Source organism: Kribbella monticola (assembly GCF_003261635.1).
GTDB classification, from domain to species: Bacteria; Actinomycetota; Actinomycetes; order Propionibacteriales; family Kribbellaceae; genus Kribbella; species Kribbella monticola.
Map to the genome: position 1 here is coordinate 339,009 of NZ_QFXK01000039.1, position 16,161 is coordinate 355,169.

Below are 16,161 nucleotides of genomic sequence, written 5' to 3' on the forward strand. Positions count from 1 at the left end.
CGAGCCTCCTACAGTGCTGCGACTTCGACCGTGGCGCCGTGATCGCGCAGACCTTCGACCAGGTCGGCCGGGGTCTTCTCGTCGACCACCACGAGATCGAAATCGGTCAGCGGGGCGAGTTTGTGCAGGGCGGTGCGCTGCAGCTTGCCGTGGTCCACCAGCAGCACCTTTGTCCGTGCGGACCGCAGCATCGCCTGCTTCACCAGGACGATCTCCTGCTCCTGGTGGAAGGCGTGCGTCGGCGAAACCGCCGAAACGCTGCAGAACAAGAAGTCCGGGTGCAGCGCCTCGACCGCCTGCGCGCACGGCAGGCCGCCGAACGAGTCGTGCGACGGCGAATAGATCCCGCCGAGCGCGAGCAGGGTGATGTCGCGGAGCTGGCTCAGTTTGCTGATCGCCGGCAGGAAGTTGGTCGCCACGGTCAGCGGGGTGATGTCCTCGAACAGATCGATCAGCGCGAGTGCGCTGGTCGAGTCGTCCAGCATCACCGACATCCCCGGCTCGATCATCGCGCGGGCATGCCGGGCCAGTGCCGACTTCTCCGCCTGCGCGGTGTTCAGCCGGTAGGCCACGTTGCTCTCGAACACGCTGGTCGGCTGCGCCGTCACGCCGCCGCGGTACTTGCGGACCACCCCTTGGCGTTCCAGCTCGTCCAGGTCACGGTGCACGGTCATCACACTGACCCCGAACGCCTCGACCAGATCGTTGGCCGAGACGGAGCCGTGCTTGACGACGTACGCCGCGATCTCGGCCTGGCGCCGGGCCGGACGGCTCAGCTCCGGGGAGTCACCATCGGGATCAGAACTCATGCCAGCTTCTCCATTCGCACTGCCGGAACGTTGTACGCCTCCAGGCCCACTGTGTCCGGTTGCCAGCGGAATCGCACCAGCGCGGCAGGCCCGAGCGCTGGCAGCAGTCTGCGGTAGTCCCGCAACTCCAGCCCCAGCACCCGGCAGGTGAGCAGCCGGATCAGCGTGTTGTGCGCGACCACGAGCACCTTCTGGCCGGCGTGCGCCGTGCCGATCTCCTGGAACACCTCGTACACCCGGTCGGCCGCCGCGACCGGATCCTCCCCGCCGGGAAAGTGCCGGCCGACCGGATCCAGCTCGAACGCTTTCGCCACGTCGACAGGCAGTTCGCTGAGCATCCGGCCTTCCGCAGTACCGAAGTCCAGTTCGCGGAGACGTGCGTCGACGACTGGTTCGAGGTCGAGGAGTTCGGCGGTCGGGGTGATGGTCTGCCGGGCTCGCAGCATCGGTGACGACCAGAGCGCGTCCGGTGCGAACTCCGCCGCCCAGTCCTTGAGTTGATCCGCCTGCTGCCGGCCGACCTCGTCGATCGGCAGATCCGTGGCGCCGGTGTACCGGTTGCCGTGATGCCACTCGGTCCGCCCGTGCCGAGCCAGTACGACGATGGTCCGCGTCATCCCAGGTACCCCCGGCGATCCAGCTCGGCGACGAATTCGCCGTACAGGTTCTCGAGCCGCCCTCGTGGCCGCGGCTCCAGCACTGTCGCCACCTTGACCATCCGGGCAGCGGTCTCGGTCACCGAGGTCTCGCGCGAGGCAGCAAGGATCGCCATCCCGTATGCCGGATCCGGAGTGGCCGGGAGTTCCACCGGTACGCCGAGGACGTCGGCGCGGAGTTGGTTCCAGTAGCCGCTGCGCACAGCGCCGCCGGTGAGGGAGACGGAGCCGACCGGCTCTGCCCCGAGCTTCACCAGGTGCTCGAAGGCGAGCCGCTCGATGAAGGCGACGCCCTGCAGGACCCCGGCGTACCGGTGCAGGTCGTCCGGGAAGTCGCCGAGCTCGAAGCTGGTGGCGTCCGGTGCGACGAAGGGGAATCGCTCACCGCGCTTGGTGATCGGATAGATCGCGGCGTCGATCGGGCCGAGGTCGCGAGCCTGCCGGTCGAAGGCATCGAGGTCGGCGCCCGGCAGCAACGCGGTGAGCGCGCCGGCGCCGGTGTTCGAGGCGCCACCGGGGAGCCAGCCGCCGTCGGGGTGCCGGTGCGAGTAGACCGCGCCGGTCGGGTCGTCGAGCAGGTCCTTGCTGACGCCTTTGAGGACGAGCGTGGTGCCGAGGACGGAGTTCCACGCGCCCGGCGCGAGGGCGCCCGCGGCGAGTTGGGCCGCGCAGCCATCGGTCATGCCCGCGTACACGGGAGTGCCTTCGGGGACCCCGGTGACCTGGGCCTTTGCGGCCGAGACGCGACCGAGTTCGGTGCCGGGCAGGACGACGTCGGGGAAGCATTCGCGCGCCAGGCCGAGGCGGTCGAAGGCGTCGTACGGCCAGGTCCCGGCGACGAGGTCGTAGCCGGTCTTGAGCGCATGACTGGTATCGGTCGCGACGGGATGCCCGGTGAGCTGGGCAGCCACGGCATCCGCACTGTGCGCGATCCGCCATTCCGTACGCCGACCGTCGGTCAGCCAGAGGATCTTGGGGAGGGCCCAGGTGGGTTGCATCGCGGTGGACCAGCGAGCCGGGTCCGCGGCGACGATGCGTGGGAGCTCCGCGGCGGCGCGGGCGTCGTCGTACATCAAGGCCGTCGTGATCGGCTGCCCGGCCGTGTCGGTCAGCAGGACGGTGCCGGAGGTGGAGCAGATCGCGATGCCCTCGACCGAGGGGTCGGCGACCTCGGCCAGGGTGGCGTCGACGGCGGCGAACCAGTCGGCCGGATCCTGCTCGTGGCGATCGTCGGCGGGGCGCGAACTGCTCAGCCCTCGCGTCGCCCGGCCGAGCACGGCCCCGGACGCGGCGACGCGGACCGCGCGCACGCTCTGGGTGCCGAGGTCGACGCCGATCCAGGACGGTTCCCCCACGCTCGCGCCTCCCGTTGTCGCCGCAGCGATGTTATGTCGGTTGGTAACATAACATCAAAGCGCGATAACAGGGTGGTGCAGGACGATCAGGAATGCATCAGCAGCACGGCGCGATCGGCGGTGGCGAGCTCGAGGCGGCCGGCGTCGACGGCGCCGTACGCACCGATCGGGCCACTGGCCTTGCGGCCGTGCCGGTTGATCCAGAAGCCCCAGCCCGCGGGTGCGTCGGGCCACTCCGGGTCGGGCTCCCAGCCGAGCGGCGGACGCCAGGTGGCGGTCGGCGGCTCGGGCCAGCTGGGTGGTGGGTTGAATCGATGCACGGGTGGCCCTCCCGGGTCCCCCAGGACCCCGATGATCAGGAACTGTCTGACAGGTCAACGACCGGCACTCGCGAAACGTCACGCCTAAATCTTGGTAAAGAATATGGGCCCGTCCGGCGCGTTGACCAGCTCACCGGACAGTGATCACCTAGTCACCGACAGGTATCTGCGTCCCGTTCGCGCCAGTGGGTACAGGAGCGGGGATGGCGACGCGGCGCGCAGGTGCGACCACGATCGTCCGGACACGGAGTTTGCGCTTGCTCCGGGGCGTCCTGGCGATGGTGCTCTTCGCGCTGCCCGTGGCGCTGCTCGGTTTCGCCGTCCGGCAGCAGTTCGATCCGCTGGTCAGGGCCGACGAGTCGGCCAGCCGGACCGCGACCGGATTCAGCGTGCGGCACGGACTGGTACCTGCCCTGAAGGTGATCCAGCTCGTCAGCCAGCCGATCATCGTGTACGTCGTGGCGACCGTCGTCGTCGCCTGGGCCTGGCGGTCGAAGGACCTCCGGGCGCGCGCGCTGTGGGCCTTCGTCACGATGATGATCGGCTGGGGACTCGGAGGCCTCGCCAAGCCGCTGGCCCAGCGCGCCCGGCCGGTCGTCGACGACGAGTCCTTCCCGCATGCCCACGGCTACTCGTTCCCGTCCGGGCACGCCCTGAACATCACGTTGGCCGCCGGCGTACTGGTGTTCCTGCTCTGGCCTGTGCTGTCGGCCACCCAGCGCCGCATCGCCGTCGCGCTGGCGATCGTGGTGTCTGTCATCGTCGGTCTGGACCGGCTTTTCATCGGTGCGCATTTCCCGTCCGACATCCTCGGCGGGCACGTACTCGGTTTGGGCATTATGTTCGCTTCATGGATCGGATTCATCGGCAAGACGGCAGCGACCTCCTCACCCGGACCGTCGCACCCGGCGTAGCGCTCGGCGGCATCCTGGTCGGCTTCGGGCTCGCGCTCAAAGGACCCCTCGACGGCGTCTCCCACGCCGAGGAGGGGGTCAACAAAGACCTTGCCGCGCACCGGGACGGTACCTGGAACACGATCACCGCGGTGTGGTCCCAGATCGGCAACACCGCGGGCGTGGTCGCGGTCTGCATCGTCGTCTCGTCCCTGCTGCTGTGGCGGACCAAGGACCTGCGGCTGGCCTTCGTCGCACCGATAGCCATCGCCATGCAGGGACTGATCTTCCTGATCGCCGCCAAGGTCGTGGACCGCGACCGCCCACAGGTCCCGCATCTGGACAAGTCACCGCCGACGGCCAGCTATCCCAGCGGGCACGAAGGGGCGTCGACCGGCCTGTACCTCGCGTTCGCCCTGCTCGCGTTGGGCATCGAGCGCGCCTGGCTGCGCTGGACCACCGTGATCCTCTGTCTGGCGATGCCGATGATGGTGGGATTCGCGCGGCTCTATCGCGGGATGCATCACGTCACCGACGTCAGCGCCGGCGTGCTCAACGGCGCCATCTGCGCGCTGCTCGCGTACGGCTGGTACCGGCACACCTCGAGTCGGCGAAGGGAGATCCGCGGCGCCGGTACGAAGTCGCTCGGCCGCTCTGGGTGACCCCCTTGACACCGGCCTCCCGCGGGCGGACCTTGAACTGAGCGATCGGCGTCGTGGGGGGACCATGGATTCTGATCTGGGCACTCTTGTGCCGAACACGTTTCACAGGCCGGGCGGAGTTCTCGACCTGTTCAGCGGTACGCCGAAGTTCGCCACCGTGCGGGCGAATGTGGCGGTCGTCCGGGCGATCGCGGCGAACGGGACGACCGCCGCTTTCTTCACCGTCGAGGGCGGTCGCGGCCCGTGTTCGCCTTGGCTGAGCGAGTACCGCGAACTCCTCGCCGCAGCGGTCGGGCCCTGGCTCGAAGAGCTGTCGGTCCCGTTGACCGATGCGTGGGCGGCGCTGGTGACGGGAGAGCGGCTGCAGTTGCGGCTGAACGGAGTTGCCGCGCACCGGATCGCCTTGCAGCGGTTGACTCTGCGCAGCAACACCGGACTGTTCGCCCTGGTCGTCGACAGCTCCCGGGAGTTCGAGCAATGCGGTGCCACCGGGCTGCTGGCGGACGAGGTGGTCCGGCCGCGGATCGCCGCGTTGACCGCCACGATGGTTGCCCTGAACGAGAAGTTCCTCGCGGCCAATCCGCTCTGGCGGTAGCGCGGGCCGACTATTCGATGCTGGTGTGAACGGTTTACGACCCGCTTCCATCGTTGTAGGAACGGGGCATGAGGTTCCTCCGCCCCGCCCTGGTCATCGCGGTCCTCGCTGCACTGCTGACCGGTGTTCACACCGGTCCGGCGCCGGCCGCCGAGTTGCCCGACAAGCAGGAGAACGCGCTCTTGGCCCACAGCTTCCGCAATCCGGTCAACGCCGGTGCCGACCCGTCGCTGTTCTTCTACAACGGCAAGTACTACGTAGCCACGACCACCGGTGACCACATCGGCATCTGGTCGTCCGCCAGTCTGGCCACCCTGCTGGTGGCGCCCGAGCAGGTCGTGTGGCGCGACACGGACACCAGCCGCAACACGCAGATGTGGGCGCCCGCGTTCCGGCACGTCGGCAGCCATTGGTACATCTACTACACCGCCTCCGACGGCGTGGACGCGAACCACCGGATGTACGTACTCGAGTCGTCCGGCAACGACCCGCTCGGCCCGTACCACTTCAAGGCGAAGATCGCCGACTTCGGCGAGTACGCGATCGACGGCGAGCCGATCACGCACAACAACCAGCAGTACTTCGTCTGGACCGGCCCGGGTCGCGGCCAGGGTGGACCGGCGCAGCTCTACATCGTCCGGATGAGCAACGCCTGGACGGCGACCGGCAACCGGGTCGCCATCCCGGCGGACGGTGGCTGCCCCGAAGTACGGGAAGGTCCTACTCCGCTGTATCACAACGGCCGGACGTTCCTGACCTACTCGACCTGTGACACCGGGAAGCCCGACTACCAGTTGTGGATGAAGAGCATCGCGAACGGCGCCGACCCGATGGTGGCGGCGAACTGGGTCCAGCACGCCGGCCCGATCTTCGCCCGCAACGACTCGACCGGCGTCTGGGGACCGGGCCACCACTCCTTCTTCAAGTCCCCCGACGGCACCGAGGACTGGATCGCGTACCACGGCAAGAACACCAGCACCTACACGTACTCGTTCCGCACCGCCCGGGCGCAGAAGATCAGCTGGAACGCCGACGGTACGCCGAACCTCGGCAGCCCGCTGGCGGCCGGCGCCACCCAGACGCTGCCGTCCGGAGACCCGGGCTCGACCAACTACTGGATCAACGACACCGACGCCGGCACCGGGAGCAACCAGGTCGAGTACGCCGGCACCTGGAACTCCGGATCCGGCTGCGGGAACCAGTGCTTCTGGGGCAACGACCACTGGTCCGGCGAGACGAACGCGTCGGCCACGATCAGGTTCACCGGCGCCAAGGTCGCGCTGCTCAGTGTCGTTGACACAGGCAACGGAATTGCCGGCCTCTCGATCGACGGCGGTCCCGAACAGCGGGTCGACTACTACAGCTCGATCCGCGTCGGCGAGCAACTGGTCTACGTCAGCCCGGCCTTGCCGGCCGGCCCGCACACCCTGAAGGTCCGCGTGACCGGCGACAAGAACCCCGCGTCGTCCAGTACCGTCATCAGCCTCGACCGGATCGAGGTCTACTAGTTGTCGTAGACCTCCAGTTCAACGATTCGTGAGTACGTCGGACCTTCGTTGCTCGCCAACGTGAGGACCCGTACTGCGGTGGCCGTCACCGGGGTGAAGGTGGAACTCTTCAGACCCGCCACGTTGCCTCTCACCTCGGCGACGGTCTGCCAGGCGTCACCGACCCTGGCCTGCACGTCCCAGTCCTTCAGGCCGTATCCGGCGGCCGGATACTGCTTGGAGTTCAGTGTGTAGAGGTCGACCCGGCCGACGCTCTGCGGTTGATCGAAGGTCACCTGCAACCAGTCCGGGAAGCTGCCCTTGGTCGCGTCGTTCCAGCCGGTGGTCTTGGCCCAGTGCTCGGAGTCACGATCGCCGTCGACCGCACCACAGGCCGGATACACCGGCAGGTGTTCGGTGGACGCACTCACCGGCACATAGCGCGCGAGGTTGCCGGTGGTGTCGGTCGGCGCCTCCCCTACCTGCACGGGCAGCGTGAGTTTCTGATCTCCTGCTCTGATCTCGATCGAGTAGGAGCCTTTCGCGGTCCCTCGTGGAGCGTTGACCGCGATCGGCACCTTGAGAGTGTAGCCCGGCGGCAGATAGCTGGAGACGAGTTTGCGCGACAGCGTGAGCGGAGCGGCCGCGTCGAGGAACGCATCGGCGTACACGGCGGTGGTGCCCGTGTTGCCGAAGCGCAGCTCGAAGCCTTGTTTCGCGCAGGGAACCGGTGTCACCGCGACCTGCGCGACATCGGTCCCGATGCTCAATCCACGCTGGACGGAACGATCGGCCGCAGCCGGACCGGTGATGCCTGCGGCAACCATCCCCAGGACGACGGCGCCCAGTACGGCAGCCGGACGCCAGCCTGAACGAAGCCTCATCATCGGACCGCCTCCCCGGCAACGGTGTTCAGGCCCGGGTTGCCGGCCTCGACCACGAACGAGTGGATGGTGGAGATCGGCGCCCCCGGCCGGTCGATGTACGGAACCGCGCGTAAGTCGACCCGCAGTTCCTTCTCGTCGAAGCGGAGGACGGAGTACCCGCGTTTCTCGTTGACCAGCTTGAGATGCGGATTGGCGGCCAGGAACTTCTCGCCGTTCGCCGACACGTCGACGCCGTTGCCGCCACTGCTGAAGGAGGTCGGTACGAGCTCCACGCCGTACGTCTGCGAGGACGGATCGGCGAAGTCGCGCTTCATCTCCATCGCGTAGCCCGCGTGCACGTCACCGGTCAGCACCACCGGATTGCGGTGCCGGTTCGCGGCCAGTCCGTCGAGCATCACCTTCTGCTCGGCCTCGTAGCCGTCCCAGGCGTCCATGTTGTAGAGATCCGCCGGGGTCGGGTCGAGATCCATCCGGCTCATGATCACCTGGTTGGCGAGCACGTTCCACGTCGCACGCGAGCGGTTCAGTCCGGCCAGGAACCACTGCGTCTGCTGCTGTCCGGCCAGTACTCGGGCCGGATCGCGCCGGGCCTCGGAGTCGGCCTTCCAACCGTCACCAGACGCCTGGTCCGACCTGTACTGCCGGGTGTCCAGCACGCTCAACTCGGCCAGCCGCCCGAAGCTGAACCGGCGGTAGAGCAAGTAGTTCGGCCCTTGTGGAGCAGGGCCGCGCAACGGCAGGTGTTCCCAGTACGCGCGGTACGCGTTCGCCCGGCGTACCAGGAAGTCCTCTACGGGGGCGTTGCTCTTGGAGACGAGCCCGGCGTAGTTGTCCTGTACTTCGTGATCGTCCCAGGTGGTGATCCAAGGAGTGTTGAGGTGGGCCGCCTGCAGGTTCGGGTCCGCCTTGTAGAGCGCGTACTGCAGGCGGTACCGGTCGAGCGTGTCCGCCTCGGTCCGAAACTGGTCCGGCACCGGATCGGCCAGGTTTCGCAACCCACCAGCTGCCGAGATGCCGAACTCGTAGATGTAGTCGCCGAGAAAAACGACGGCGTCGACATCTTCGGACGCCAGATGCCCTTGGGCTGTGTAGTAGCCGTCGGTCCAGGCCTGGCAGGAGCTGACGCCAAGGGTCAGCTGACCACCTCGCTGGCCGGGCGCGGGCGCAGTACGGGTGCGGCCGGTCTGGCTGAGGTAGCCGTCGACGCGGAAGCGATACCAGTAGTGCCGGCCGGGCTGCAGGCCTTGTACGTCGACGTGCACGCTGTGCGCGTACTCCGGTCGAGCAGTGGCCCGGCCTGCTCGCACGACTTGGCGGAAGTGTTCGTCCTTCGCAACCTGCCAGTCGACGCCGACCTCTTTGTACGGTGCGCCGCCGAGTGGCTCGAAGGGCTTGGGGGCGAGGCGGGTCCAGATCACCACCGCGTCGGGTAGCGGGTCACCGGAGGCGACGCCGAGCGTGAAGGGGTTGCCGGTGAGTCCGCCGGTCGCACCACTGCCGACCGCGGTTCCGGGCAGGTTGGTCCCGAACGCCACTGCGGTGGCGGCGCCGGTGAGGGTGAGGAACCGGCGTCGCGCCAGTCTCACCGCGGGTCTGAGATCTTCGGTCACTTGATCAGGGCTCCTCTCGGAAGTGCCTCACTCGGACCGGCCCGAACAGGCCTGACGTCCGCTGTCCTGCGAACACGAAGTGGGTCGGGCTGACCGCGTCGAGGTACGGCGCGACGGTGCCGAAGACCTCGACGTCGAGCGTGTGCTCGCCGGCGGGAGCAGCAAGCTCGAAGACGTACGGCGCACAGAACCGGACTCCCGCGCTGCGGCCGTCGAGCAAGACCTCGGCCGTACCGCGAACCTTGCCGAGGTCGAGCTGGAACGGGCCGTCCGTGGTGATCCGGCGGCGATAGCGGACGCCCCCGCTGTACTCCGCGAGACCCAGGTCCTCCCAATCGCCCAAGCCGATCCGCCCCGGACCCACGGTCATGCGGATCGGTCCGTTGAGCGCTGCACCCACCTCGCGACCGGGCTTGGTCTGGAGCTTCAGCTCGCCGCCGCGCGCGCCGGCCGGCAGCTCCGCCACCAAGCGCCCGGATCCGGCAGCTACCTCGGTTCCGTCCACAGTGACGACAGCGTGGACCGCTAGATCGAACTCGAGGCGAACTGTGCCCGGCGGGAGATCGAACCGCAGGTACTCCGTCCGCTGTGGTTGAGTCCGCGGTACCGCGAAGGTGATCGGCTCGGCCACTTCGTCCGTGCCGTCCAGCCAGGATGCCGCGGGCAACGGATGCGGACGGCGATGGAGATACAGGTCGGCCAGTGCGCGATGCCGTTGGCGCTTGCGAATCACCTTCGTCCGTTGGCCGGCGATTTCGCAGTACCAGTCGTGATCGGAGACGACGAGTCCGTCGACGAGGATCGGTGCGGAGCGGTCGAGCTCGATCGACACCTCGTTCTCACCGGGTCGCAGCGCCGCAGCCACGTCGTACCGGCGTACGCGCGGGGTGGGGCGCTCGTACGGAAGGAAGCCGCCTTGGCGACCGACCTCGGTGCCGTTGATCAACAGGCGCGCCGAGCCGCTTGCGGTCAATGTGAGTTCGGTTTCGCCGGTTGGTACGACGGTGGACGTCAGGCGGATCGCAGTACCGGGTGGTGGCTGCTCTGCGGGGGCGATCCACTCGGGGCGGCGGTAGGCCGCTGGGTCACGGACGAAGGCCAGGTTGGCGCGAAGCCACAGTTCCTCGGATGCCGTGAGCTGGAGTGCCAGCTCGTGCCGGCCGGCCGAAAGAGTCACGGCGCCCGAGGCGAACTGGCCGCCCGCGTCGTCGATCGACAAACGTGTGCCGTCGATCATCAGTTGCTTGGCGGCGGGAGCGCCGATCACGACTGTGCTGTCGAGCGGCTCGTCGAGTTCGAAGCTGGCTTGGAAGGTGACGGTCTGCCCGGCGGCGACCACGCCGAAGTCGAGGAACTCCTCCGGCACGTGTCCTTTCGGGCCGAGAGAGTCCTTGTGGATCGGGTCGTTACGGATGCCGAGGCGCTCCGAATACTCGACCGGCACGCCGTCGACCAGGCCGTGCGGGCCGAAGGTTGCGTGCGCGTCGGTCCACTCGGTGGAGCCGTCGACGCGATGCTGCAGCGCCCATCTCTCCACCACGACTTCGGTAGACGACTCGATCGCCGGAGTCGGCGCGGTCGGCGGCCAGGCGAAGTCACCCCAGGTGTTGTCCAGCGTCGGCAGCAGCGCGGCTTCCCAGTCGTCGTCGAGTACTTGCTCTTGCGCGGCCGCTGACGTGCGGCGGGATGCGATTTGGTTGCCCTCAGCAAACACCAGAAGTACCGCCGGTCCTCGGTCGAACGGGACGACCACCTCGGTCACGTCTCCATCGACGGTGAAGGCAAGCGGCCTCGGCTCGTCGCCGAACGGAGAGGCCAGCATCGGCGCACCTGGCGCGTTGCGAACCCGCACGGTCACTTCCCGCAGATACCGGCCGGGGTCGAAGTCGTAGCCGACAGTGGCCCAGTCGTGGCTGATCCCCCGCTCGACCGGCCGTCCGTCGCCGACCCGGGTCGCGCTCCACTCGGTGGCGGTGACGAAGACGACCAGCGCTCCATCCACCTCGCGAGCCAGCGTGGGCACCTCGGCCTCCACCCGACGCGACAGCCGAGCCAGTACGCCGGGAACCTCCGCGGCCGTTGCCACCAAGTGCGCCTCACCTCGGGCGAACCGCTCTCTCAGCAGAGCGACGGCTTTGTCACCACCGGCCACACTTCGGGCGGGCAACGCACCCACCGCCACCAGCAGCCCACCGGCCGCGACGAACTCGTCGAGCCGCTCAGCGACCGGACCTTCCAAGACCGTTGCTGCAGGCAACACCACAGCGGCGTACTGCTCGTCGGCAACGAACAGCCGCGGCCCTTCACCCACCTCGGCAGCAGCCAGCGAGTCGTCGTCGATCACGTCAGCATCGATACGAGCCTGATCGAGCACTCCGAGCACCGGCGCGAACCAGGTCGCATCGCCGATCAATTCGCGATAGATCTCTTGCGCTCTGATCGCCTCAGCTCCCGGCCCGTCCATGGTCAGGTCCGCTTGCGCTGTCGCGTTGGGGAACAGTACGGCGACGTCGCAGACGTGGCGGCCCATCGACAGGACGGCGCACAGGCGGGCGACCGTGTCGGCGAAGTGCTTGTGGTGCCGCCAGTACGGCTGTCGCCAGTCGGTCGACGGCGGAGCCCATTCCCACCAGCCGGCGCGAGTCGTGTAGTAGACCGCGTGCGGGTTGTAGAGGGTGGCGCCCGTTCGCAGCCACGGCAGCAACCAGTCGAACGTCTCCTCCAGCGTGCCGCCCCAGCCGGTGGAGTGAAAGGCCTCGATCCAGGTCCGTGGCCGGTCGTAGAGATGGGCGAGCGACGAATGGATCCGCGCGTCACCGTGATGATCCGAACCGGGTGCGCTGAACCAGCGATGGGTGCGCGCGTAGTCGGCGTACAACTGAACGCCCTCGACAGGACGGCCGGCCCGGGCAGGGTCTTGCTGGTCGCAGCCGATCATCAGTCCATAGCGCTCGTGCCACTCGTACAGGGGCTTGAAGAACGCCTCCTCGGCCAACGCAGCCCGGAGTGCGTGATAGTCGCGCCGCACCCGGGCCGCATCCGGTGACGCGCCGCCCCACAAGGCGCCGAGGTTCTCTCGCAGGTCGTAGCTGTATCTGCCGGCGAATTGCTCGGCGAAGTCGGCCGACCAGGTGGGCATCGAGGGAAGCTCATCCTGGAAGGAACCCACCACCACCTTGCCGAGCTTGGCGCCGAGCCGACGCGCGAATTCTCCGTGCACCTGGTCGAGCAACGCAGTACAGGCTTCGGGGCTCAGGTAGTCGAAGCCGTGATCCGTCTCGTAGAACAAGGAAAGCCGGGATTCCGTCGGCGCCTCGCACTCAGCGCCGTCGCCCGGCGTCGTTACTGGTTGCCCTGCGCCCCCATCCAGCGGCTCGAGCACCGCCGCGATCGGCCGCCCACCTGCTGGGCAGTGGGCAACGAGTCGCCCGGTCCCCTCGATCGTTGCCCGCTGCAATCGACGCCCGGCGTACGCCGCACGGCCCGCCACCAGCTTCGCCTGCAGGTCGGCGCCGGAGAAGCCGAGTTGGTCGTAGAACCAGAGCGAAACACCGAGCTCCTCGGCATCGGCGCAGACGCCGAGGAAGATGTCCCACCAGGCTTCGGACAGGAACGGTGGATCGTCGGCATCGCAACCGTGGTCGGATCCGGCCGGAGCCAGATTGAGCACGACCAGTTGGTAGACACCGCCCTCGACGAAGCGCTCGAGTTGCCAGCGCAACCTGGCCGGGTCCAGCGGCTCGCCGCTCCACCACCAGATGGGTACGGGTGAGAAGGACCTGGGCGGATCGGTGAGAGCCGCTGCCAGGCGGTCGGGGAGGGGCACTGGTTATCCCTTCAGGCCACTGGAGAAGCCGCGGATGACGTAGCGCTGCAGGATCAGGAAGACCACGAGGATCGGGAGCGCGGCGAGTACCAGGCCGGCCGCGACCAGTCCGTAGTCCGAGGTGTATTCGTTGACGAAGGCAAAGACCCGCACCGGCACGGTCTCCCGGCCGGAGCCGCCGAGGTAGAGCAACGGGGTGAAGAAGTCGTTCCAGATGTGGACCGCGTTGAGGATCAGCACGGTGCCGGTGATCGGCCGCAACAGCGGGAAGATCACGTACCCGAACGCCTGCAGGTGTGAGGCGCCGTCGATCAACGCCGCGTTCGTGTAGTCGGCCGGCAGCGACCGGATGAATCCGGTGTAGAGGAACACGGTGAACGGCAACTGGATCCCGGTGTAGAAGAGGATCATGCCTTGGTAGGTCCCGAGCAGGCCGAGGTCGTTGACGAGTTGGTAGAGCGGGATCATGCCGAGCTGGAACGGCAGGATGATGCCGACCAGGAACAGGATGTAGAGGCTGTAGCTCAGCCGCGACGCCCGGCGGGCCAGGAAGTACGCCGCCAGCGAGCCGAGCACGATCAGGGCGATCACGCTCGACACGGTGATCAGCGTGCTGTTGAGCAGCGCCGAGCCGAGCGAGGCCGACTGCCACGCAGTACCGAAGCTTTTCACCGATGGCGGGTTCGGTGGCGACAGCGGTGCGTTCGCGATCTGGCCGGGATCCTTGAATGCCAGCGTGACGAGCGCGTAGACGGGAAAGAGGAAGGCGACCGCGGCGGCCACCATCACGACTTCCAGCACGAAGGTGCGCGGCCGGTATCCGGTTCTCATGCGGCCGTCTCCCTGGAGCGCAGGTAGCCGATCTGGATGAACGACACGGCCGCGACGAAGATCGCCAGCACCAGCGCGACGGCCGTGCTGTAGCCGAACTTGCCGAACACGAAGGCCTGCTTGTAGAGCACCGTCGACAAGGTGTCGGTGGCGTAACCCGGTCCGCCGTTCGTCATCGCGATGATCTGGGTGAACAGCGTGAGCCCGCCGACCGTGGACAGCATCACGTTGATCGTCACAGCGGGTGCCAGCAACGGCCAGGTGATGTGCCGGAACCGCGCGACCGTGCCGGCCCCGTCCACCATCGCCGACTCGTGCAGTTCCTGCGGCACGCCTTCGAGGCCGGCCAGGAAGATCACCATCGAATAGCCCGCACATTGCCAGATCACGGTGAAGGCGACCGACCAGATCGCCAGCGACGGATTGCCCAGCCAGTCCTGCCGCAGCGATCCGAGGCCGACCGCGTTCAGCGCGGCGTTCAGGCCGGCGTCCGGCGCGGGGTTGTAGACGTACTTCCAGAGGAACGACACCATTACCGGGCTCACCACGACCGGCGCGAAGAAGATCACCCGCAGCACCATCCGGCTCTTGATGGTGGTGTGGACGCCGAGCGCCAGCAGCAAGCCGAGCCCGTTCTGCACCACGACGATCGCGACCGTCAGGAACAACGTGTTCCGCAACGCCCCGAGCGCCTGGTCGTCGTGCAGCAACTGCTTGAAATTCGCCAGCCCGACAAAGGACCGCTGCTCCCCCACCCCCGACCAATCGGTAAAGGCCGACCCGGCCCCGACAATGCTCGGGTACAACATCACCAACGCATAGACCAGCAGCGCAGGAGCGGCAAACAACCACGGCGGCGCGATGCCACCGCGCCGGCCTACCCGTCGTACCGGCGGCGGGACCGGCGTGACGGGCGGCGACATGACCGCCGTCATGCGCGCTTCCGGTAGGCCTCGTCCATCTTTTTCAGGGCTCCGTCGACGGTGGTCTTGCCGCCGAGTAGTTCCTGTACTACGGCGAAGTGGGTGGGCTGGACCTCGGCGTTCGGCCAGCGCTGGTCCATGAAGGGGACCGCCTTGTTGTCGGCGAGGAACGGGAGGAAAGGCTTCAGCACGGGGTCGACCTTGGCCTCGCCGTCGGAGTACAGGGGGACACAGGCGACCGCCTCGGCCCAGGCGTTGACGACGTCCGGCCGGCCGCAGAACTCGATGAACTTGCGGCCCTGGTCGGCCTTCTTGCTCTTGGCGCTGACCGCGATACCGACCACGATGCCGCCCGGGATCCAGTTGTCCGCGACGTTGTCGGTGGCCGGCAGCGGGAACATGCCGATGTCGTCCGGCGACGGCGCGGCTTCGCGATAGGCCTGCAGGACGGCCGAGACCTGGACCACCATCGCCGCCTTGCCGGTGCCGACCATCGAGGTGGCCTGCTCGTACGTCGTACCGTTCGGGTTGTCGTTGAAGAAACCGCGCTTCTGCAGTTCGAGGTACTTGTTCATCGCGTCGGCCCACCCGGAACCGGCGAACGTCGCGGACCCCGCGGCCATCTTGTCGTCGAAATCGGGCTGCTTGGCGTAGACCGTGCCCGGCACGAGGGCGTAGTTGATCAGCTGCGTCACCCACGGCGTCTGGGCACCGAGGGCGAGCGGCACGATGCCCTTCTTCTTCAGGGTTTCGCACACCGTCAGCAGTTCACTCCAGGTCGTCGGCGGCTGAACTCCGGCGGTGGCGAAGGCCTTCTTGTTGTAGATGACCCCGAGCACGCTGGTGCCGGGCGAGAAGATACGGGTCTTGCCGTCCTGCTGGAAGGCACCCTTGAACCCGGACGGGATCTTCTGCGTCCAGGCCTGGTCGCTCAGATCCGCCAGCAGATTCGCCTTGCTGAGCTGGACCATCGACATCGCGCTGCCGTTGCCCGGGTAGACCGCGTGCAGGTCCGGCGCATTACCGGCCGCCAGCTGCGCGCGCAGCGCGGTCTGCAACTGGTCGGCGGGCGAGAAGGACAGGTTGTAGTCGAAGTCGGCGTTCTTCGCCTTGTACTCCTCCAGCGCCTTGCGGAGCCCGGCCTCCTGGCTGCCCGCGCCGATGATCTTCAGCTGGCCGCCACCACCACCGGACGACTTGCCGCCACAGGCAGCCAGAGTGCCGACCGCTGCGGCCCCGCCCATCAGCTGCAGGAGACGCCGGCGGCTGACGGGACGCTCGATTACGGATGCCACGGTTCCTCCTGA

Annotated in this window: 14 protein-coding genes; 4 read left to right on the forward strand and 10 right to left on the reverse strand. The window is 67.7% G+C overall.

The window, feature by feature from the left end:
- Positions 1-8 precede the first annotated feature (8 nt).
- The 4 genes from DIZ26_RS33020 to DIZ26_RS33035 all read right to left on the reverse strand — a co-directional run bounded on the left by DIZ26_RS33020 (position 9) and on the right by DIZ26_RS33035 (position 3,140).
- On the reverse strand, positions 9-809 hold the full coding sequence (locus tag DIZ26_RS33020; RefSeq protein ID WP_112248466.1) for a DeoR/GlpR family DNA-binding transcription regulator: 801 nt from the start codon (positions 807-809) through the stop codon (positions 9-11).
- Positions 806-1,426, reverse strand: a complete 621-nt coding sequence (locus DIZ26_RS33025) for a histidine phosphatase family protein (RefSeq protein WP_112248467.1) — start codon at positions 1,424-1,426, stop codon at positions 806-808. The genes DIZ26_RS33020 and DIZ26_RS33025 overlap by 4 nt, the downstream gene beginning before the upstream one ends.
- Complete coding sequence (locus tag DIZ26_RS33030) at positions 1,423-2,820, reverse strand: FGGY-family carbohydrate kinase (RefSeq protein ID WP_112248468.1); 1,398 nt, start codon at positions 2,818-2,820, stop codon at positions 1,423-1,425. Before DIZ26_RS33030 ends, DIZ26_RS33025 begins: the two co-directional genes overlap by 4 nt.
- An 86-nt stretch (positions 2,821-2,906) precedes the next feature.
- A complete protein-coding gene (locus tag DIZ26_RS33035; RefSeq protein ID WP_112248469.1) occupies positions 2,907-3,140 on the reverse strand; it encodes a hypothetical protein in 234 nt (77 codons plus the stop codon).
- Between the two features lie 203 nt (positions 3,141-3,343).
- On the opposite strand from DIZ26_RS33035, the gene DIZ26_RS33040 reads away from it, so the two are divergent.
- The 4 genes from DIZ26_RS33040 (at position 3,344) to DIZ26_RS33055 (ending at position 6,798) form a co-directional block, all read left to right on the forward strand.
- Positions 3,344-4,054, forward strand: coding sequence for a phosphatase PAP2 family protein (locus DIZ26_RS33040; protein WP_112248470.1), 711 nt, complete (start codon positions 3,344-3,346; stop codon positions 4,052-4,054).
- Entirely contained in the window at positions 3,991-4,695 is a 705-nt protein-coding gene (locus DIZ26_RS33045) for a phosphatase PAP2 family protein (protein WP_112248471.1), read from the forward strand. Before DIZ26_RS33040 ends, DIZ26_RS33045 begins: the two co-directional genes overlap by 64 nt.
- 64 nt (positions 4,696-4,759) lie before the next feature.
- Complete coding sequence (locus DIZ26_RS33050; RefSeq protein ID WP_157979883.1) at positions 4,760-5,290, forward strand: hypothetical protein; 531 nt, start codon at positions 4,760-4,762, stop codon at positions 5,288-5,290.
- 68 nt (positions 5,291-5,358) lie between these two features.
- Positions 5,359-6,798, forward strand: coding sequence for a glycoside hydrolase family 43 protein (locus DIZ26_RS33055; RefSeq protein WP_112248473.1), 1,440 nt, complete (start codon positions 5,359-5,361; stop codon positions 6,796-6,798).
- On the opposite strand, the gene DIZ26_RS33060 is transcribed toward DIZ26_RS33055, so the two are convergent.
- From DIZ26_RS33060 to DIZ26_RS33085, 6 genes are read right to left on the reverse strand one after another with little or no spacing between them, the layout of a single operon-like run.
- On the reverse strand, positions 6,795-7,661 hold the full coding sequence (locus DIZ26_RS33060) for a discoidin domain-containing protein (RefSeq protein WP_157979884.1): 867 nt from the start codon (positions 7,659-7,661) through the stop codon (positions 6,795-6,797). The two genes, DIZ26_RS33055 and DIZ26_RS33060, sit on opposite strands and share 4 nt — an antisense overlap.
- Positions 7,661-9,274 carry an alkaline phosphatase D family protein gene (locus DIZ26_RS33065; RefSeq protein ID WP_112248475.1) on the reverse strand — a complete coding sequence of 538 codons (1,614 nt, stop codon included), beginning with the start codon at positions 9,272-9,274 and terminating at the stop codon, positions 7,661-7,663. The genes DIZ26_RS33060 and DIZ26_RS33065 overlap by 1 nt, the downstream gene beginning before the upstream one ends.
- 4 nt (positions 9,275-9,278) lie before the next feature.
- Positions 9,279-13,100 (reverse strand): hypothetical protein, encoded by a 3,822-nt coding sequence (locus DIZ26_RS33070; RefSeq protein WP_112248476.1) that lies wholly within the window; start codon positions 13,098-13,100, stop codon positions 9,279-9,281.
- A 3-nt stretch (positions 13,101-13,103) separates the two neighbouring features.
- Entirely contained in the window at positions 13,104-13,931 is an 828-nt protein-coding gene (locus DIZ26_RS33075) for a carbohydrate ABC transporter permease (RefSeq protein ID WP_112248477.1), read from the reverse strand.
- Positions 13,928-14,866 carry a carbohydrate ABC transporter permease gene (locus DIZ26_RS33080; RefSeq protein ID WP_112248478.1) on the reverse strand — a complete coding sequence of 313 codons (939 nt, stop codon included), beginning with the start codon at positions 14,864-14,866 and terminating at the stop codon, positions 13,928-13,930. Before DIZ26_RS33080 ends, DIZ26_RS33075 begins: the two co-directional genes overlap by 4 nt.
- Entirely contained in the window at positions 14,863-16,149 is a 1,287-nt protein-coding gene (locus DIZ26_RS33085) for an ABC transporter substrate-binding protein (protein ID WP_232828771.1), read from the reverse strand. The genes DIZ26_RS33080 and DIZ26_RS33085 overlap by 4 nt, the downstream gene beginning before the upstream one ends.
- Positions 16,150-16,161 lie beyond the last annotated feature (12 nt).